Source organism: Bacillus sp. GW823-FHT06A11 (assembly GCF_058795355.1).
In genome coordinates, this window is the sequence record NZ_JBXAHS010000014.1 from 12,135 (window position 1) to 30,609 (window position 18,475).

The 18,475-nt window shown below is 35.7% G+C and carries 20 protein-coding genes and 2 tRNA genes; all 22 read left to right on the forward strand.

Going from position 1 to position 18,475, the window contains the following annotated elements; all coding sequences use genetic code 11:
- Positions 1 to 53: 53 nt before the first annotated feature.
- The 22 genes from yabG to AC1Q8L_RS29465 all read left to right on the forward strand — a co-directional run bounded on the left by yabG (position 54) and on the right by AC1Q8L_RS29465 (position 18,389).
- The gene (gene yabG / locus AC1Q8L_RS29360) at positions 54 to 917 is read left to right on the forward strand and encodes a sporulation peptidase YabG (protein ID WP_000242868.1); all 864 of its coding nucleotides are present in this window, start codon (positions 54 to 56) and stop codon (positions 915 to 917) included.
- Positions 918 to 1,143: 226 nt separating this feature from the next.
- Positions 1,144 to 1,404 carry a biofilm formation stimulator Veg gene (gene veg, locus AC1Q8L_RS29365; protein WP_000044346.1) on the forward strand — a complete coding sequence of 87 codons (261 nt, stop codon included), beginning with the start codon at positions 1,144 to 1,146 and terminating at the stop codon, positions 1,402 to 1,404.
- Positions 1,405 to 1,495: 91 nt separating this feature from the next.
- A complete protein-coding gene (gene sspF / locus AC1Q8L_RS29370; RefSeq protein WP_002094215.1) occupies positions 1,496 to 1,675 on the forward strand; it encodes an acid-soluble spore protein SspF in 180 nt (59 codons plus the stop codon).
- A gap of 196 nt (positions 1,676 to 1,871) precedes the next feature.
- Complete coding sequence (gene ispE, locus AC1Q8L_RS29375; protein ID WP_000772104.1) at positions 1,872 to 2,741, forward strand: 4-(cytidine 5'-diphospho)-2-C-methyl-D-erythritol kinase; 870 nt, start codon at positions 1,872 to 1,874, stop codon at positions 2,739 to 2,741.
- Between the two features lie 54 nt (positions 2,742 to 2,795).
- Complete coding sequence (gene purR, locus AC1Q8L_RS29380; RefSeq protein WP_000702467.1) at positions 2,796 to 3,644, forward strand: pur operon repressor; 849 nt, start codon at positions 2,796 to 2,798, stop codon at positions 3,642 to 3,644.
- A 165-nt stretch (positions 3,645 to 3,809) separates the two neighbouring features.
- Positions 3,810 to 4,184 carry a RidA family protein gene (locus tag AC1Q8L_RS29385; protein ID WP_000869823.1) on the forward strand — a complete coding sequence of 125 codons (375 nt, stop codon included), beginning with the start codon at positions 3,810 to 3,812 and terminating at the stop codon, positions 4,182 to 4,184.
- Positions 4,185 to 4,336: 152 nt separating this feature from the next.
- Positions 4,337 to 4,630: a septation regulator SpoVG gene (gene spoVG / locus AC1Q8L_RS29390; RefSeq protein ID WP_000454041.1), complete on the forward strand. Its 294-nt coding sequence runs from the start codon at positions 4,337 to 4,339 to the stop codon at positions 4,628 to 4,630.
- A 311-nt stretch (positions 4,631 to 4,941) separates the two neighbouring features.
- The gene (gene glmU, locus AC1Q8L_RS29395) at positions 4,942 to 6,321 is read left to right on the forward strand and encodes a bifunctional UDP-N-acetylglucosamine diphosphorylase/glucosamine-1-phosphate N-acetyltransferase GlmU (RefSeq protein ID WP_000071039.1); all 1,380 of its coding nucleotides are present in this window, start codon (positions 4,942 to 4,944) and stop codon (positions 6,319 to 6,321) included.
- A gap of 18 nt (positions 6,322 to 6,339) precedes the next feature.
- Positions 6,340 to 7,293, forward strand: a complete 954-nt coding sequence (locus tag AC1Q8L_RS29400) for a ribose-phosphate diphosphokinase (RefSeq protein WP_000107420.1) — start codon at positions 6,340 to 6,342, stop codon at positions 7,291 to 7,293.
- Between the two features lie 72 nt (positions 7,294 to 7,365).
- A complete protein-coding gene (gene pth / locus AC1Q8L_RS29405) occupies positions 7,366 to 7,926 on the forward strand; it encodes an aminoacyl-tRNA hydrolase (RefSeq protein ID WP_000767702.1) in 561 nt (186 codons plus the stop codon).
- A gap of 70 nt (positions 7,927 to 7,996) precedes the next feature.
- Entirely contained in the window at positions 7,997 to 8,221 is a 225-nt protein-coding gene (locus tag AC1Q8L_RS29410; protein ID WP_000399438.1) for an anti-sigma-F factor Fin family protein, read from the forward strand.
- 105 nt (positions 8,222 to 8,326) lie between these two features.
- On the forward strand, positions 8,327 to 11,857 hold the full coding sequence (gene mfd, locus AC1Q8L_RS29415; protein ID WP_000579684.1) for a transcription-repair coupling factor: 3,531 nt from the start codon (positions 8,327 to 8,329) through the stop codon (positions 11,855 to 11,857).
- A 136-nt stretch (positions 11,858 to 11,993) separates the two neighbouring features.
- Positions 11,994 to 12,530, forward strand: a complete 537-nt coding sequence (gene spoVT, locus AC1Q8L_RS29420) for a stage V sporulation protein T (RefSeq protein WP_000648306.1) — start codon at positions 11,994 to 11,996, stop codon at positions 12,528 to 12,530.
- Positions 12,531 to 12,760: 230 nt separating this feature from the next.
- Entirely contained in the window at positions 12,761 to 14,362 is a 1,602-nt protein-coding gene (locus AC1Q8L_RS29425; protein WP_000387594.1) for a putative polysaccharide biosynthesis protein, read from the forward strand.
- A 12-nt stretch (positions 14,363 to 14,374) separates the two neighbouring features.
- Positions 14,375 to 15,835, forward strand: coding sequence for a bifunctional methyltransferase/pyrophosphohydrolase YabN (gene yabN, locus AC1Q8L_RS29430; RefSeq protein WP_000014278.1), 1,461 nt, complete (start codon positions 14,375 to 14,377; stop codon positions 15,833 to 15,835).
- 14 nt (positions 15,836 to 15,849) lie between these two features.
- Positions 15,850 to 16,125 carry an RNA-binding S4 domain-containing protein gene (locus AC1Q8L_RS29435; RefSeq protein ID WP_001234876.1) on the forward strand — a complete coding sequence of 92 codons (276 nt, stop codon included), beginning with the start codon at positions 15,850 to 15,852 and terminating at the stop codon, positions 16,123 to 16,125.
- Between the two features lie 58 nt (positions 16,126 to 16,183).
- Positions 16,184 to 16,492 carry a sporulation protein YabP gene (yabP, locus tag AC1Q8L_RS29440; RefSeq protein WP_001059104.1) on the forward strand — a complete coding sequence of 103 codons (309 nt, stop codon included), beginning with the start codon at positions 16,184 to 16,186 and terminating at the stop codon, positions 16,490 to 16,492.
- A complete protein-coding gene (gene yabQ / locus AC1Q8L_RS29445) occupies positions 16,489 to 17,142 on the forward strand; it encodes a spore cortex biosynthesis protein YabQ (protein WP_000059781.1) in 654 nt (217 codons plus the stop codon). The genes yabP and yabQ overlap by 4 nt, the downstream gene beginning before the upstream one ends.
- A complete protein-coding gene (gene divIC, locus AC1Q8L_RS29450; RefSeq protein WP_001208739.1) occupies positions 17,139 to 17,498 on the forward strand; it encodes a cell division protein DivIC in 360 nt (119 codons plus the stop codon). Before yabQ ends, divIC begins: the two co-directional genes overlap by 4 nt.
- A gap of 87 nt (positions 17,499 to 17,585) precedes the next feature.
- Positions 17,586 to 18,071 (forward strand): S1 domain-containing RNA-binding protein, encoded by a 486-nt coding sequence (locus tag AC1Q8L_RS29455; RefSeq protein WP_000021451.1) that lies wholly within the window; start codon positions 17,586 to 17,588, stop codon positions 18,069 to 18,071.
- A gap of 159 nt (positions 18,072 to 18,230) precedes the next feature.
- Positions 18,231 to 18,304: transfer RNA gene (locus AC1Q8L_RS29460), tRNA-Met, on the forward strand.
- 13 nt (positions 18,305 to 18,317) lie between these two features.
- Positions 18,318 to 18,389, forward strand: a tRNA-Glu gene (locus AC1Q8L_RS29465).
- The last annotated feature ends 86 nt before the right edge of the window (positions 18,390 to 18,475 follow it).

The following is an 18,475-nucleotide window of genomic DNA, read 5'->3' on the forward strand; positions in this document are numbered from 1 at the left end:
AATTCATATTTTAAAAACAGGTAAGATGGCCTAATGAGTTTGGAGGTAGGAGAATGGTTTTACATGTTGGAGAATTAGTGGAACGATATTCTCATAAGAGGGATATTCTTTTTCGTATTATAGAAATAAAAGGCGAGATAGCTATATTGTTTGGAGAGGAAATTAGACTGGTGGCGGATGCGCCACTTGAAGATTTAATTAGTATAGATCAACGAGAACATAAAAAAAGGGTGAAGCGTGAGAAAGAAACAATGGAGCGCACGTATCGTTTGTTTCAACAAGATTATGTGTTAATGAAACAAAGGCATGAACATACTTCAACTGGTGGATACACAAGTGAGGTGAATTATTTTCAAATGCCGGGACGTGTATTGCATATAGATGGAGACCCTTTATATTTGCGCAAGTGCTTAGACTTATATAACAAAATTGGCGTTCCTGTACAAGGTATTCATTGTAAAGAAACGGAGATGCATGAAAAAGTAGTAGACTTAATAGATCACTTTCGCCCAGACATTCTCGTTATTACGGGGCATGATGCATATACAAAATCGAAAGGAGTGAAGGGAGATTTAGCGGCATATAGGCATTCAAGGCATTTTGTACAGGCTGTTCGAGAAGTGCGAAAAAAATATCCATCATTGGATCAACTTGTTATTTTTGCTGGGGCATGTCAATCGCACTTTGAGGCACTAATTCGTGCAGGGGCCAATTTCGCTAGTTCACCATCTAGAATTAATATTCATGCACTAGATCCTGTATATGTAGTTGGTAAAATTAGTTTTACTTCATTTATGGAGAGAGTCAATGTATGGGATGTCGTACGTAATACAATTACTGGTGAAAAGGGACTAGGTGGAATTGAAACGAGAGGGATTTTACGAACGGGATTACCTTTTCAACATTACGAAGAGTAAGCAGGGTACATATGTATCTTGCTTTTTTGTATGGAAGGATTTAAATGAATTTGGATAAAAAGAGACAAGAACGTACAGACTACGTAATGATACTTTTACAATATAGTATTTCTTCTATCTATTCAAACGCAAGATGATATTAGCTGTGAATCGAGGTTAATAATTAGGATAGATATATCGTGTTTTAAGTGTTCAATCTAAATTACAGCGAGGTGTAGCGAAGTATATGTCAAAACGTTTAGATGAAATTAAAAGCGAATTAGATCACCATCTTGGACAGCGACTTATGTTAAAAGCAAATAGTGGAAGAAGGAAAACTGTGGAGCAATCAGGTGTACTAGCAGAAACATACCGTTCTGTTTTTGTTGTACAATTGGATCAACAAGAAGATGCGTTGCAACGTGTATCTTATAGTTATGCAGATGTTTTAACAGAGACAGTAGAGTTAACATTTTATGGAGACCCTCATGATGAGGTCATTTTATAATCCGCATATCATTACATATATTTCCACAAATGAAAAGCTATATTATTTTGCATACTAACTATACCGTAGCAAAATAAGGAGGGACTCTGCATTGAGTAGACGAAGAGGTGTCATGTCAAACCAATTTAAAGAAGAGCTAGCAAAAGAGCTTGGCTTTTATGATGTTGTTCAGAAAGAAGGATGGGGCGGAATTCGTGCGAAAGATGCTGGTAACATGGTGAAACGTGCTATAGAAATTGCAGAACAGCAATTAATGAAACGAAACCAGTAGTTGTAAGATACTTTCTATGCTACGGTAGCCGAGGAGACATTCCTCGGCTTTTTGTACTCTAAAAGGTGCCATCATTTTACATAAGTAGTTTCATTCTGAATGCTTTTCGTTATAATTAGGGAAGTGTCATCGTCTTACTATAAATTTATGGTAAAATAAACGATAAAAGATTGAGTACATAGAGTGGGTGAATAGATTGAAGCTACTAGTGAAAGCACCAGCAAAGATTAATCTGTCGTTAGATGTACTGGGAAAAAGACAAGACGGATATCATGAAGTGAAAATGATTATGACAACCATTGATTTAGCAGATCGTCTAGAACTAACGGAATTAGCAGAAGACCGTATTGAAATTTTATCCCATAATCGGTATGTCCCAGACGACCAACGAAATTTAGCTTATCAGGCAGCGAAATTATTAAAAGAGAAGTTTAATGTAAAAAAAGGTGTATCTATTACTATTGAAAAAACGATTCCAGTAGCAGCTGGATTAGCAGGTGGAAGTAGTGATGCAGCAGCGACATTACGTGGTCTTAATAAATTATGGAATTTAGGGCTTACAATTGATGAGTTAGCAGAGCTTGGCGCAGAAATTGGATCAGATGTATCTTTCTGTGTATACGGCGGCACAGCAATTGCCACTGGAAGAGGAGAGAAAATTGAGCATATAAAGACTCCGCCTTCTTGTTGGGTTATTTTAGCGAAACCACATATAGGTGTATCTACTGCTGATGTGTATGGAAATTTAAAGTTAAATCGAGTTACACATCCAAATGTAGATAAAATGGTTGATGTCATAAATTCTGGAGATTATAAAGGGATTTGTGATACTGTTGGTAACGTTTTAGAAGATGTAACATTTGGAATGCATCCTGAAGTTGCACGTATTAAATCACAGATGAAGCGATTCGGAGCGGATGCTGTATTGATGAGTGGAAGTGGTCCAACTGTATTTGGACTTGTACACCATGATTCTCGAATGCATCGCATTTATAACGGATTAAAAGGATTTTGTGAACAGGTCTATGCGGTACGTTTATTAGGGGAGCGAGAAACGCTTGAATAAAGACGTATAATACGTTATGATTTGTTTAGAATATTCGTGATTTGAGGTGAGAGTATGAAAATTAGAAGAAGTACAAGATTAGTCGATATGACTTATTACTTGCTACAAAACCCTCGTCAGCTAGTATCTCTCACTTTTTTTGCTGAAAGGTATCAATCGGCTAAGTCTTCCATTAGTGAGGATTTAGTTATTATTAAGCAAACGTTTGAGCAACAAGGGGTCGGCACATTGCAAACGATACCAGGAGCAGCAGGAGGAGTGAAATATATACCGTATATAAGTGAAGAAGAGGCAGATCTAATTATTGATGAGCTTTGTGGCTTATTTGAAAACCCAGATCGTATTTTGCCTGGCGGTTACTTATACATGACAGATTTATTGAGTAATCCTCGTCATATTAATGGCGCAGGTCGTTTGTTTGCTTCTGTTTTTGCTAGGCAATCAATTGATGCGGTTATGACAGTGGCAACGAAAGGGATTCCACTTGCTTATGCAGTGGCAAATTACTTAGATGTACCAGTTGTAATTGCAAGGAAAGATAATAAGGTAACAGAAGGTCCGACTGTTAGTATTAACTATGTGTCGGGTTCTTCTAAACGAATTCAAACAATGACGTTAGCAAAACGCAGCCTTCCAGAAGGATCGAATGTTTTAATTATTGATGACTTCATGAAAGCTGGTGGAACGATTCAAGGTATGATGAGTATGTTAGAAGAGTTCAAGGCTAATGTTGTTGGTATTGGTGTATTAGTAGAATCCACAGATATTGAAGAACGACTAATTAATAATTTTGTATCATTAATTCGTCTATCGGAAGTTGATGTGAAAGAAAAAACAATTCAAGTGGAAAAAGGGAATTATTCTCTTGCACCATTTGATGAAGGGCTTGTAGAGGCTGAATAAAAGGTAGAGCAGATAGCTCTATCTTTTTTTATTTTATTTTATTTTATTTTATTTTATTTTATTTTATTTTATTTTATTTTATTTATAGATTATAAAATAGATGGACAAACTGCCTTTCGTACACTATTTTTAAAGAGTAAAATAAATAATAAAAGGGTGAAAAGTATGAAAGTTGTTCAAACAAGCAAGGCACCACAAGCGATTGGACCTTACTCACAAGGGATTATTGTAAATAATATGTTTTATAGCTCAGGACAAATTCCATTAACGGAAAATGGGGAGCTTGTAACAGGAGATGTAACAGTACAAACAGAACAAGTATTTCAAAATTTACAAGCGGTATTAGAGGAAGCGGGTGCTTCATTTGATACAGTCGTAAAAACAACAGTATTTTTAAAGGACATGGATGATTTTAATGCTGTGAATGAAGTATATAGCTCTTATTTCTCTACTCATAAACCAGCTCGATCTTGTGTGCAAGTAGCAAAATTACCGAAAGATGTTTCCGTTGAAATTGAAGTAATCGCCCTAGTTAAGTAACCTTTTGTAAGCGATAACCTCCACTAATCTCTATATTCAACTACATTAAAAATTTTTATCTTAAAAATTTTTAAAAAATTAAAGGGAAAATAGAAAATTTGTGGAATTTATACAAATATATCGCTTATTTAGAAAAGGGTGGTGAACACAAGATGGAAGTGACTGACGTAAGATTACGCCGCGTAAACACAGAAGGCCGCATGAGAGCAATTGCCTCTATTACTTTGGACCATGAATTTGTTGTTCATGATATTCGTGTAATTGATGGTAATAATGGATTATTTGTAGCAATGCCAAGTAAACGTACTCCAGATGGAGAGTTCCGTGACATTGCACATCCGATTAATTCTGGTACACGCTCTAAAATTCAAGATGCGGTTTTAACAGAGTATCATCGTTTAGGCGAGTTAGAAGAGGTTGAGTTTGAAGAAGCAGGTGCTTCGTAAAATTCGAATGAAAAGGGCTTTGACGAAAAGCCTTATAATTTTGTAGCAAACTCCTGTAAGCATTTACAGGAGTTTGTTTTTTTTGCTTTATATTTGAAAATTTCATAATTCATTAACATAAAAAGAAGAAACTACTAATTTTTTCAAAATCATTTTAAATAGTATAGCTTATTTCTTAAAAAAGATACTAAAGAGTAAAACATCTTATAAGAATTATGGTAAAATTTAATAGTTAAAATGTGTTTCTTGAAATATATGATGATTTAGGATAATATCTTTAATGGATAAATAGGTTGCGATGGAGGGTCTATATGTCAAACAGATTTGCAGTGATTCTAGCTGCAGGTAAAGGCACACGTATGAAGTCTAAGCTATACAAAGTGCTGCATCCTGTATGTGGAAAACCTATGGTACAACACGTAGTCGATCAAGTATCTCAATTAGGATTGCAGAAACTTGTAACGGTTGTTGGGCATGGTGCTGAAATGGTACAAGAACAGCTAGGAAACGTAAGTGAGTTTGCATTACAAGCAGAACAACTTGGTACAGCACATGCTGTAGATCAAGCTGCAAGTGTACTTGCAAATGAAGAAGGAACAACTTTAGTTATTTGTGGGGATACGCCGCTAATAACTGCTGAAACGATGGAAGCATTACTTCAGCAACATAAAGAAGCGGGAGCAATGGCGACGGTGCTAACAGCGTACATAGAAGAACCTGCTGGATATGGCCGTATTGTTCGTAATGAGAATGGTCATGTTGAAAAGATTGTTGAGCATAAAGATGCAAATGAGAAAGAATTAGCTATTAAAGAAATCAATACAGGTACGTATTGTTTTGATAATAAGGCTTTATTTGCTTCACTTTCTAAAGTTTCAAATGATAACGTACAAGGTGAATATTACCTTCCAGATGTTATTGAGATTTTAAAAAATGAAGGTCATATCGTATCAGCTTATCAAACAGAGCAGTTCGATGAAACGTTAGGTGTTAACGACAGAGTCGCTCTATCGCAAGCGGAAATTATTATGAAAAACCGTATCAACCGAAAGAACATGGTAAATGGTGTTACAATTATTGATCCAAGTAACACTTATATTTCTGCTGATGCAATTATCGGTAGTGATACAGTTCTTCATCCAGGAACAATTATTGAGGGGAACACTGTAATTGGTTCTGATTGTGAAATTGGACCACATACAGTAATTCGTGATAGTGAAATTGGAGATCGTACGACAATTCGTCAATCTACTGTACATGATAGTAAACTTGGTACAGAAGTATCGGTTGGTCCATTTGCACACATTCGCCCAGATTCAGTTATTGGAGACGAAGTACGCGTTGGAAACTTCGTGGAAATCAAAAAAACTGTCTTTGGTAATAGAAGTAAAGCTTCACACTTGAGTTATATCGGGGATGCACAAGTTGGAGAAGACGTGAATCTTGGTTGTGGTTCAATTACGGTGAACTATGACGGTAAGAATAAATTCAAAACTGTGATTGGTAATGGGGTATTTATTGGATGTAATTCAAACCTTGTTGCTCCAGTAACAGTTGAAGATGGTGCTTATGTGGCAGCAGGCTCTACAATTACAGAGAATGTTCCATCAAAAGCATTATCGGTAGCACGTGCACGTCAAGTTAACAAAGAAGACTATGTTGATCAATTGCTGAATAAGAAAAAATCATAATGTGGAGGGTTAATCTAGATGTCGACTCAATATCTAAATTCTAATTTGAAAGTATTCTCTTTAAACTCTAATAAGGAACTTGCTGAGCAGATTGCAAAGCATATTGGAGTAGGACTAGGAAAATGTTCTGTTGATCGTTTTAGTGATGGAGAAGTTCAAATTAACATTGAAGAAAGTATCCGTGGTTGCGATGTATTCATTATTCAATCTACAAGCTTCCCAGTAAACGAACATATCATGGAATTACTTATTATGATCGATGCATTAAAACGTGCATCTGCGAAAACAATTAATATTGTTATTCCTTATTATGGTTATGCGCGTCAAGACCGTAAAGCGCGTTCTCGTGAACCAATTACATCGAAACTTGTAGCAAACTTGCTTGAAACAGCAGGTGCAACTCGTGTAATCACTCTAGATTTACATGCTCCACAAATTCAAGGGTTCTTTGATATCCCAATCGACCACTTAATGGGTGTACCGATTCTTTCTGATTACTTTGAAACAAAAGGTCTTAAAGATATCGTAATCGTGTCTCCTGATCATGGTGGTGTAACTCGTGCAAGAAAAATGGCAGATCGTCTAAAAGCGCCAATCGCTATTATTGATAAGCGTCGTCCTCGCCCGAACGTATCAGAGGTAATGAACATTATCGGTAATATTGAAGGCAAAACAGCGATTTTAATTGATGACATCATTGATACAGCTGGTACAATTACATTAGCAGCAAACGCTCTTGTTGAGAACGGTGCTTCTGAAGTATATGCTTGCTGTACACACCCAGTATTATCTGGCCCAGCAATTGAGCGTATTCAAAATTCAAATATTAAAGAGTTAGTTGTAACGAACTCTATCGTATTACCAGAAGAGAAGAAAATCGACAAAGTACATGAACTTTCAGTTGCTCCATTAATTGGAGAAGCAATCATTCGTGTATACGAAGAAGAATCTGTGAGTGTATTATTCAATTAATTGGATAGAATGAGACGTAACCAATTTTGGTTACGTCTTTTCGTATCGAAAAAAGAAAGTAGTGGTACAAGAATGAAATTGATAGTAGGACTTGGGAACCCAGGTAGAGAATATGAATTAACAAGGCATAATATTGGATTTATGGCCATTGATGAACTTGCGAAGCGTTGGAACATTTCTTTGAATGAACAAAAATTTAAAGGTGTATTTGGTGCAGGGTTTGTTAATGGAGAAAAGGTAATCTTATTAAAGCCGCTAACATATATGAATTTATCTGGGGAAAGTATTCGTCCACTCATGGATTATTATAAAATTGATGTTGAGGACTTCGTTGTTATGTACGACGATTTAGACATTCCTGTAGGTAAATTGCGTCTTCGCATGAAAGGTAGTGCTGGTGGACATAATGGTGTAAAGTCAACGATTTCGCACCTAGGAACACAAGAATTTCAACGTATCCGTATGGGAATCGATCGCCCGAAAAATGGAATGAAGGTAGTCGATTATGTATTAGGACGCTTTACATCTGAAGAGATTCCGGATGTTAACCATTCTATTGAAAAAGCAGCGGATGCATGTGAAGAGTGGCTAAATAAGCCTTTTCTCCAAATCATGAATACTTTCAATAGTTAAAAATGAGATTGGGAATATTTCTCTTTTGTTTTACCCATACTAGTAGTAATTGAATTTTTAGGAGGCTAGTATGGAAGGGTATTATTATTGCAGACACTGCGGAGGTAATGTAGGCTCCATTAACGCAGAAAAAGTATATAGCGACGTTTTATTTCAACTAACAGAGCAAGAAGTAGTAGAGATGATTCATTTTCATGAGAATGGAAATATATATATAAAAACAATTTGTGAATCGTGTCAAGAAACGCTCGCATCTTATCCTGAGTATTATGAGTATGAAAAATTTCTGCAATAAAATGTTGTCGCTTTGGCATGTCCAAAGCATTTTTCTGTTTTCCTTTTCCAAAATATTTGCATAAAATAGAATGACTTGCTCTTTATGTTGAGAGGAGTTTTAAAAATGATAGGTTTATTAGAGCAATTTTATAAAAATGAAGAGATACAATCGGTTATTAATGGATTAGAAGATGGGTTAAAAGAACAACTTATATCAGGGATGGCAACGTCTTCTCGTTCATTATTAATGGCGGCTTTATATAAAAAAACAAAAAAATCACAATTAATCGTTACACATAACTTATACCAAGCACAAAAAGTACATGAAGATTTAGTGGCGTTACTTGGTGAAAAAGATGTGTGGCTATATCCAGTGAATGAACTGATAGCATCGGAAATTGGGGTTGCAAGTCCAGAATTGAAGGCGCAACGTATAGAAGTGTTAAATCGCTTGGCTGCGGGAGAGAATGGAATCATTGTAGCGCCAGTGGCAGGATTGCGTAGATTTTTACCAATAAAAGAATTGTGGAAGCAAAAGCAAGTTGAAATCAATCTAGGGCAAGAGATTGATTTAGATGCGCTCTTGCATACTTTACATCATATTGGCTATGAACGTAAGTCGATGGTAGAAGCTCCAGGAGAGTTCAGTTTGCGCGGGGGAATATTAGATATTTATCCTTTAACTGAAGAACTACCATTTCGTATTGAATTTTTTGATACAGAAGTCGATTCTATTCGATTATTTGATGTGGATGAACAGCGTTCTCAAGGTAAAAAAGAAAGCGTTAGGTTTGGTCCGGCAACAGAGTTTTTATTTTCACAGGAAGAATTAAAATCAGGAATTCAGCATCTTGAAGAAGGTTTGACTAAGACGATGCAAAAACTTTCTGATGATAAACTAAAGACTACAGTGCTTGAGACGGTAAGTCATGAAATTGAGATGTTGAAAAACGGGCAAAGTATAGAACAGATGTTTAAATACTTATCTATTTTCTATAAAGAACCTGCTAGTCTGATAGATTATTTACCAGAAGATGGTGTTGTAATTTTAGATGAGATTTCCCGTATTCAAGAAACAGCATCACATCTTGAAACAGAAGAGGCGGAATGGTATATATCACTTCTTGGTGAAGGAACAATTATTCAAGATTTATCTTTCTCTCACGCATTTGAGGGGTTTCTTCATCATAAAAAAAGAAGTTTTGTATATTTAACGTTATTCTTGCGTCATATCGCACACACACATCCGCAAAATATTGTAAATGTAACATGTAAAACAATGCAAGATTTCCATGGACAGATGAATTTGTTAAAAACAGAAATTGATAGATGGAATGAAGGGCATTTTACGACTGTTGTACTTGGAACAGATGATGAACGTGTGAAGAAATTACAACATATTTTAAGTGATTATGATATTGAGGCAGATATTGTAGAAGGCACAGATATCTTATTGCCTGGAAGGCTACAAATTGCTGTAGGTGATTTACATGCAGGGTTTGAAATGCCGATGCAAAAGCTTGTTGTCATTACTGAAAAGGAGCTTTTTCATAAGAAAGTTAAAAAATCACAACGTAAACAAAAGTTATCGAATGCTGAACGTATTAAAAGTTATTCGGAATTAAAAGTTGGAGATTATGTAGTTCACGTAAATCATGGTATAGGTAAATTTTTAGGTATTGAGACATTAGAGATTAATGGTGTTCATAAAGATTATTTAAATATTAAATATCAAGGTAATGATAAGTTATACGTTCCAATTGAACAAATTGATCAAGTCCAAAAATATGTAGGGTCTGAAGGTAAGGATCCGAAAGTTTACAAATTAGGTGGAAATGATTGGAAAAAGGTTAAAACGAAAGTTGAAAAATCTGTACAAGACATTGCGGATGACCTAATTAAACTATATGCTGAGCGCGAAGCTTCAAAAGGCTATGCATATACGCCAGATACGGCAGAACAACAAGAGTTCGAATCATCTTTCCCATATCAAGAGACAGAGGATCAGTTACGTTCTATTGACGAGATTAAAAAAGATATGGAACGCGGACGCCCGATGGATAGGCTCCTTTGTGGTGATGTAGGGTATGGAAAGACGGAAGTGGCTATTCGTGCGGCATTTAAAGCAATTATGGATGAAAAACAAGTTGCAATTTTAGTACCGACAACGATTCTTGCGCAGCAACACTATGAAACAATTCGAGAGCGTTTTCAAGATTATCCAATCAATATAGGATTATTAAGTAGATTCCGTACGAGAAAACAACAAAATGAAACGATTAAGGGCTTAAAGGATGGCACAATAGATATTGTAATCGGAACACATCGTATTTTATCTAAAGATGTCACTTATAAAGATTTAGGGCTTCTTATTATTGATGAAGAACAAAGATTTGGTGTAACGCATAAAGAAAAAATTAAACAATTGAAGGCGAATGTTGACGTATTAACATTAACGGCAACTCCGATTCCGCGGACGCTTCATATGTCTATGCTTGGTGTGCGCGACTTATCTGTTATTGAGACACCGCCAGAAAATCGTTTCCCAGTCCAAACGTATGTAGTAGAGTATAATCCAGCATTAATGCGAGAGGCGATAGAGCGAGAGCTTGCAAGAGGCGGTCAAATTTACTTCCTATATAACCGTGTAGAGGATATTGAAAGAAAAGCAGATGAAATTTCGATGTTAGTTCCAGATGCTCGCGTAACGTACGCACATGGGAAAATGAACGAAAGTGAATTAGAGTCTGTTATGCTATCATTTTTAGAAGGACAGCATGATGTTCTTGTAAGTACAACAATTATTGAGACGGGTGTAGATATTCCGAACGTAAATACGTTAATTGTATTTGATGCAGATCGTATGGGGTTATCACAGTTGTACCAGCTTCGTGGGCGTGTTGGACGTTCTAATCGTGTTGCATATGCATACTTTGCCTATAAACGTGACAAAGTGCTGTCAGAAGTTGCAGAGAAGCGTCTGCAAGCAATTAAAGAGTTCACAGAACTTGGATCTGGTTTCAAAATTGCGATGAGAGATTTATCTATTCGTGGAGCAGGTAATTTGTTAGGAGCAGAACAGCATGGGTTTATTGATTCTGTCGGATTTGATCTATATTCTCAAATGTTAAAAGATGCAATTGAACAGCGAAGAGGAACAGATGGGGCTGAAAATACAGTTAATGTTGAAATTGACTTAGAGGTAGATGCATATTTACCAGATGCTTATATTTCAGATAGTAAGCAAAAAATTATGATGTATAAACAATTTAGAGGTGTTTCTGCAATTGAGGATATTGAAGAATTGCAGGAAGAAATGATCGATAGATTCGGTGATTACCCACAAGAAGTTGGTTATTTATTACAAATTGCAAATATTAAAGTGTTGGCAATGAAAGAACAAATTGAGTTAATTAAGCAGAATAAATTTGAAGTAACATTCCTGTTTTCTGAACAAGCAAGTCAAAATATTGATGGTGGAAAATTATTCATGCTCGGAAATAGTTTTGGGCGTATGATCGGTCTAGGAATGGAAGGATCACAATTGAAAATTGTTATGAAAACAAATGGCTTAGAGACATCGAAGTGGTTAACAATTGCTGAAAATTTATTAAAAGGCTTACCAGATGTGAAAAAAGAAGTAATAAATGCCTAAAATAAGATAAAAAAATACAATTCGACGTGCATAGAAGAACTAATGTGTAAAATACTATGTCTAACAGTTGGTGATTTTTACATGAACAGGTAAATTCACCACTTTGATCATCAGTAGAAAGTGAGGCAGCATTAGAATGAAAGCAACTGGAATCGTACGTCGAATTGATGATTTAGGCAGGGTAGTAATCCCAAAGGAAATTCGTAGAACTTTACGTATTCGAGAAGGAGACCCACTAGAAATATTTGTTGATCGCGATGGAGAAGTAATTTTAAAGAAGTATTCTCCAATTAGTGAACTAGGTGATTTTGCAAAGGAATATGCTGAGGCTTTATATGACAGCTTAGGACATAATGTGCTTGTCTGTGACCGAGATTCTATCATCGCAGTATCAGGCGTATCGAAAAAAGAATACTTAAATAAAAGTGTTGGCGATCTAATCGAAAAAACGATGGAAGAAAGAAAGTCTGTTATTATGACGGACGAAAGTGATATTTCCATTATCGATGGTGTAACAGAAAAGGTTCATTCTTATACAGTTGGACCGATTGTTGCAAACGGAGACCCAATTGGAGCCGTCATTATTTTTTCAAAAGAAGCTATTATAAGCGAAATCGAGCATAAAGCGGTTAATACTGCTGCCAGTTTCTTAGCGAAACAAATGGAACAGTAAGGGTATATTGATTTTAGAAGTAGCAATCTTTCCTAATTATGATCTTTCTTTTTGAGAAATCAATTATTTGGAGATATATGTATATTGAATGAAGGTAGCGCTTTGCTACCTTTTTTCGTTGAATATTTTTAACGTGTAGGGACCTAGTATTACCCGTGGTGGTAAGGGATTTTGTACTTTTCTTTATGATATAATACGAGAGGTGAGAATAGAAAAAGGAGTTTTCTTGTATGGAAGCGAAGAAGTATCAAGCCTTTTGGCGTGGGGCTATTATATTAACGATTGCAAGTTTTGTTACAAAAGTATTAAGCGCTTTTTACCGTATTCCATATCAAAATATAGCAGGGGATATTGGTTTTTATATTTACCAACAAATTTACCCGTTTTATGGATTTTGTTTAATTTTAGCTACTTATGGGTTTCCTGTTATCATTTCAAAAATGGTTGCAGAACGACTAGAGTGGGGAAAACAGAAAGAAGCAGAAGAAATTATTTGTGTATCTTTTTGGTTTTTATTAGGAATTGGTTTTATAGGTTTCTTTACATTGTTTTTTGGGGCCGAAACAATCGCGATAGCTATGGGCGATATGCACTTAGATAAGTTGCTACGTGTTATTTCGTTTTCGTTCTTATTGATGCCGTTTTTGTCTGTAGCAAGAGGGTATTTTCAAGGGTTCAATAATATGATGCCAACGGCTGTTTCGCAAGTAATAGAACAAACAATTCGAGTTTCTATTATTGTATTTTTATCGCTATTCCTAATTGCTCACGGATTTGATTTATATACAGTTGGTGCAGGGGCTATGTTAGGCTCAATTGCGGGTGGACTTATTGGGATTATTGTACTTATGTTGTATATGCGTCGAGATTTTCGTTCCATATTTTTTAAACGTGTAGCGAGAATTAAGGGTAAAAGGAAGATAATTAAAATCCTTTTTTGGCAGGGGTTAGCGATTTGTGTTAGTAATTTAGTGCTTATTTTTATACAGATGGCTGATTCAATGTCCTTGTACACTTTACTTATTGGTGCGGGAGAACAGGCTGAAAGTGCAAAAGTATTAAAGGGTGTTTATGATAGAAGTATTCCGCTAATGCAATTAGGTACTGTTGTGACGACTTCTTTCTCGTTATCACTTATTCCAATTATTACAGCGGCGAAGGAAAGAGGAGATCTTTCCTTTATTCAAGAAAAGGTAAAGTTAGCAATGAAAATAACATTTGTTATTGGATTTGCAGCAGCTATTGGACTAACTTGTATTATTCAACCTACGAATATTATGTTGTTTGAAAATAGTGATGGATCAGATGTTTTATCTATTTTATCTTTATCTATTTTATTTAGTTCATTGTCAATTACGACGGCTTCTATTTTACAAGGGTTGGGACAAACATTTAAGCCAGCATTATTTGTTGTATTTGGAGGTTGCTTAAAGTTAGCGTTAAATTATATATTCATGCCTTATTTTGGTGTGAAAGGGGCAGCCTTAGCGACTTTATGTGCGTTAATCATAATTTCTGGACTAAATAGTTTGTTGCTTATGAGAGCTGTATCAGGGTCACTTATCAATAAGCGAAATATGTTAGGTGTAGTAATTAGTGGTATCTGTATGGGATTTGTATTAATGATGTTCACGCGTGTGTTGCAGATGTCTGGATTAGTAATTGATACGGAACATAGAGCGAGCGCGACGCTTGAAGCGTTGTTAGGTGTAGCCATCGGCGGATTGACATATATGTTTTTTATTTTAAAATTACGTGTATTTACAAAAAAAGAATTAGGAACTGTTATGAAACAAGAGAAAAAAGAAGGTTCATTGAAGAAGAGTGGATAGAGGTGACAGGTTGTGAGTGGAATCATTACTGTTTTAGGTTTAGGTGCTGGTGAATTAGATCAGCTAACGATGGGTGTATATCGAAAAATAAAAGAAGCAGATCATCTGTTTGTTAGAACGAAGGAACATCCAGTTATAGAAGAATTGGAGAAAGAAGGCATACAATATACGGCTTTTGATGCTGTATATGAAGCACATGATACGTTTGAAATTGTATATGAAACAATTGCGAATAAATTGCTAGAACAAGCTGAAGGTACAGAAATTATCTATGCGGTTCCGGGGCATCCACTTGTAGCAGAAAGAACAGTTCAGCTATTGTTGGAAAAAGGAGACGTTTCAAATGTTGAAGTGCGAATTGAGGGTGGACAAAGTTTCCTTGATCCTATGTTTGCAAGCCTAAAAATTGATCCGATTGAAGGATTTCAATTACTTGATGCTACATCATTTGAAAGAGGGCAATTAGAATTACGTCAACATTTAATCTTTTGCCAAGTATATGATGCATTCGTTGCATCTGATGTGAAATTAACATTAATGGAGATGTTGCCAGATGATTATGAAGTGTATATCGTAACAGCTGCAGGAACTTCATTTGAACAAGTAAAGAAGGTACCGTTGTACATGTTAGATCATGAAACGGAATTGAATAATTTAACAAGTGTGTACGTGCCACCTGTTCAGGAGCGTGCGTCCTTGTATCAACAGTTTGATGTTCTTAGAGAAATTATTGCAGACCTGCGTGGTCCAAATGGTTGTCCGTGGGATAAAAAGCAAACGCATCAATCATTAAAGAAATATTTAATTGAGGAAGCTTATGAGGTGTTGGAAGCAATTGATGAAGAGGATGATGATCACTTAGTAGAAGAATTAGGTGATATATTATTACAAGTTATGCTTCATGCTCAAATCGGAGAAGATGAAGGTTGGTTCTCTATAGATGATATCATTCGAACTCTATCTGAAAAAATGGTTCGTCGTCATCCACATGTATTTGGAAATACGGATGTAAACAATGCGGATGAAGTGATTGCCAATTGGGAAGAAATTAAAAAACAAGAAAAAGGATTCGTGAAAGAATCTGTTTTAAATGGCGTTCCTAAAAGTTTGCCGCAGTTACTACGCGCCTTTGAAATTCAGAAGAAAGCTGGTAAGGTTGGATTTGATTGGGTTGATGTGCAGCCGATGATAGAGAAAGCTTTGGAAGAATGGCAAGAGTTCCAACAAGAAGTTACAAACATGGATGAGGAAAAGATGCTAGGTGAGTTTGGTGATTTACTATTTGCATTTGTTAATATAGCCCGTCATTACAAAATAGATCCAGAAGAGGCGTTACGTTCAACTAATGAGAAATTTACTGGTCGTTTTTTATACATGGAGGCAAAAGTAGCTGAAATGAATAAAGAGATGGAAGATTTATCATTAGAACAGTTAGATGTTTTATGGGAAGAAGCGAAACAAACAGAGCGTTAATAGGGGGATTTGATATGCGTCTAGATAAGTTTTTAAAAGTGTCACGTTTAATTAAAAGAAGAACATTAGCGAAAGAAGTAGCTGATCAAGGAAGAATATCTATTAATGGTCAAGTGGCAAAAGCGAGTTCTGATGTGAAAGTAGCTGATGAATTAACAATTCGTTTTGGTCAAAAAATAGTGACTGTAAAAATAAATGAATTGAAAGAAACAACTAAAAAAGAAGATGCAGCAAATATGTATAGCTTAGTTCGTGAAGAAAAAGTAAAAGCGGAAGAAGGCTTGTTCTAAAATCATGTATCCCCTCATACATTACTATTAGCTAGTAAAAACCTATGGGGGGATTTACGTGAATAATGGTTACTCACCTACGTCTTCTAATCAACAAAATGTTTCTGTAGAACATGACATTATTATGCGTGGCAGGCGTATAATTGATATTACCGGTGTGAAGCAGGTAGAGAGTTTTGATAGCGAAGAGTTTTTGCTAGAGACCGTAATGGGTTTTTTAACGATTCGTGGTCAAAATTTACAAATGAAAAATTTAGATGTAGAAAAAGGTATTGTGTCGATTAAAGGGAAAGTTAATGAGATGCTGTATATTGATGAAAATCAAGGGGAAAAAACTAAAGGTTTCTTTAGTAAGTTGTTTAAATGAGTCTAACAATTCAGTTGTATACAATGCTTTCAATGATTGGAATGGGTGCTTGGATTGGAGCGTCTTTAGATACATATCAACGTTTTTTAAAGCGCCAAGAACGTAAACGTTGGCTTGTATTTATACAAGATATATTATTTTGGATTGTCCAAGCATTATTCGTCTTTTATGTATTGCTTCTCGTAAATGAAGCTGAACTACGTATATATGTGTTTTTGGCATTGTTATGTGGTTTTGCGGCATATCAAAGCTTACTGAAAGCACTATACATGAAGCTGTTAAATTTTCTCATCTATATTTTTATGCAAACAACATATTTTTTTGTTCGAATTATACAGCTACTCATGATAAAACCTGTTATTATTATAGCGCAGCTATTTATTGCATTTATATTATTCTTATTTCGTATACTGCTTTCAATTGGACATGTGTTATGGAAAATTGTGATTTGGATATTACTTTTCATATGGAAAGTTTTTTTCTGGCCTGTTCGATTTATTGCTTCGCTCATATGGAAACTTCTCCCTAATCGTGTTAAACTTTTTATAGTGAAACATATAGGGTTCCTGCAATATATAGCAAAATTGAAGGGACATATCTTCCAAATATGGGAGCGTATAAAAAAGAAGTTAGGGGGACCTCGGAAATGAGGGAACTGAGACAAAGAACAATCGAAAAACAGAGTCCAAATCCTGTTAAAGAGCATATAATACAAACGGATGAGAACAGGAAGCGACTTTATCGCCGTTTAGCGGTTTTTCTTGTCTTTACTTTTACAATTATTGCGAGTATTAGTGTAACGTTTTATCAACAAAACAGTTCCATTAAAGCAAAAGAAGCAAAAGTTAAGGACATGAAAAAAGAACTGGATTCATTAACGAATAAAGAAAAAAGTCTAAAAGACGAAGTTCAAAAGTTAAATGATGAAGAGTACGTATTAAAGATTGCTAGAAGGGATTATTTCTTCTCTGGTAAAGGGGAGATAATTTTTCCTGTTTCGAAGTAGAGTATGTCTTATTGACACTATATTTTAGGATTATATATAATAAAGTAAAATTTGACTTTTTAACCACTAAGGAGGAGCATTTTTTTTATGTCAATCGAGGTAGGCAGCAAGTTACAGGGTAAAGTAACAGGTATTACAAATTTTGGGGCTTTTGTGGAGCTGCCAGAAGGCTTAACTGGTCTTGTTCATATTAGTGAAGTTGCTGATAACTATGTAAAAGATATTAACGATCACTTAAAAGTGGGCGACCAAGTAGAAGTAAAAGTTATTAATGTTGAAAAAGATGGAAAGATTGGTTTATCTATCAAAAAAGCGAAAGAACGTGAAAAAACAGAAGGAGATCGTCCACGCGGTGAATACCAACGCGGTGGTGATCAACAACGTTCTGGACGTCCACAACGTAATAATCGCTCTTTCAACAGAGATAATCGTGGTGGCGGTAACGACCGAGCTCCAAAAGAAACATTTGAGCAAAAGATGGCACGCTTCTTAAAGGATAGTGAAGATCGTTTAACTTCTTTAAAGCGTAACACAGAGTCTAAACGTGGTGGCCGTGGCGCACGTCGCGGATAATAAGGCCGTTTAGTTTTTAACATATAGAGAGGTACCCAGAGTGATGGCTCAGGGTGCTTTTTTATATGTGAAAATATATTTTAAAAAAGTTTTCAAGATGTGTTGACTTTAAATAATATCTGATGTAAGATACTAATTGTCCGTTAAATACGACGACATGGCGGTGTAGCTCAGCTGGCTAGAGCGTACGGTTCATACCCGTGAGGTCGGGGGTTCGATCCCCTCCGCCGCTATATTTATTTTAACGGCCCGTTGGTCAAGTGGTTAAGACACCGCCCTTTCACGGCGGTAACACGGGTTCGAATCCCGTACGGGTCATCTAAAAAGATCATGCAAATTTGCATGATCTTTTTTTGTTAAATGGATTAAGACATACAACACTTCTACAAAATCACCCTATATTT

Excerpts from the sequence above, each read along its gene's own strand:
- yabG (WP_000242868.1), top strand. The coding sequence starts at position 54 with ATGGTTTTACATGTTGGAGAATTAGTGGAACGATATTCTCATAAGAGG.
- veg (WP_000044346.1), top strand. The coding sequence starts at position 1,144 with ATGTCAAAACGTTTAGATGAAATTAAAAGCGAATTAGATCACCATCTT.
- purR (WP_000702467.1), top strand. The coding sequence starts at position 2,796 with ATGAAAATTAGAAGAAGTACAAGATTAGTCGATATGACTTATTACTTG.
- AC1Q8L_RS29385 (WP_000869823.1), top strand. The coding sequence starts at position 3,810 with ATGAAAGTTGTTCAAACAAGCAAGGCACCACAAGCGATTGGACCTTAC.
- spoVG (WP_000454041.1), top strand. The coding sequence starts at position 4,337 with ATGGAAGTGACTGACGTAAGATTACGCCGCGTAAACACAGAAGGCCGC.
- glmU (WP_000071039.1), top strand. The coding sequence starts at position 4,942 with ATGTCAAACAGATTTGCAGTGATTCTAGCTGCAGGTAAAGGCACACGT.
- AC1Q8L_RS29400 (WP_000107420.1), top strand. The coding sequence starts at position 6,340 with ATGTCGACTCAATATCTAAATTCTAATTTGAAAGTATTCTCTTTAAAC.
- pth (WP_000767702.1), top strand. The coding sequence starts at position 7,366 with ATGAAATTGATAGTAGGACTTGGGAACCCAGGTAGAGAATATGAATTA.
- AC1Q8L_RS29410 (WP_000399438.1), top strand. The coding sequence starts at position 7,997 with ATGGAAGGGTATTATTATTGCAGACACTGCGGAGGTAATGTAGGCTCC.
- mfd (WP_000579684.1), top strand. The coding sequence starts at position 8,327 with ATGATAGGTTTATTAGAGCAATTTTATAAAAATGAAGAGATACAATCG.
- spoVT (WP_000648306.1), top strand. The coding sequence starts at position 11,994 with ATGAAAGCAACTGGAATCGTACGTCGAATTGATGATTTAGGCAGGGTA.
- AC1Q8L_RS29425 (WP_000387594.1), top strand. The coding sequence starts at position 12,761 with ATGGAAGCGAAGAAGTATCAAGCCTTTTGGCGTGGGGCTATTATATTA.
- AC1Q8L_RS29435 (WP_001234876.1), top strand. The coding sequence starts at position 15,850 with ATGCGTCTAGATAAGTTTTTAAAAGTGTCACGTTTAATTAAAAGAAGA.
- yabQ (WP_000059781.1), top strand. The coding sequence starts at position 16,489 with ATGAGTCTAACAATTCAGTTGTATACAATGCTTTCAATGATTGGAATG.
- divIC (WP_001208739.1), top strand. The coding sequence starts at position 17,139 with ATGAGGGAACTGAGACAAAGAACAATCGAAAAACAGAGTCCAAATCCT.
- AC1Q8L_RS29455 (WP_000021451.1), top strand. The coding sequence starts at position 17,586 with ATGTCAATCGAGGTAGGCAGCAAGTTACAGGGTAAAGTAACAGGTATT.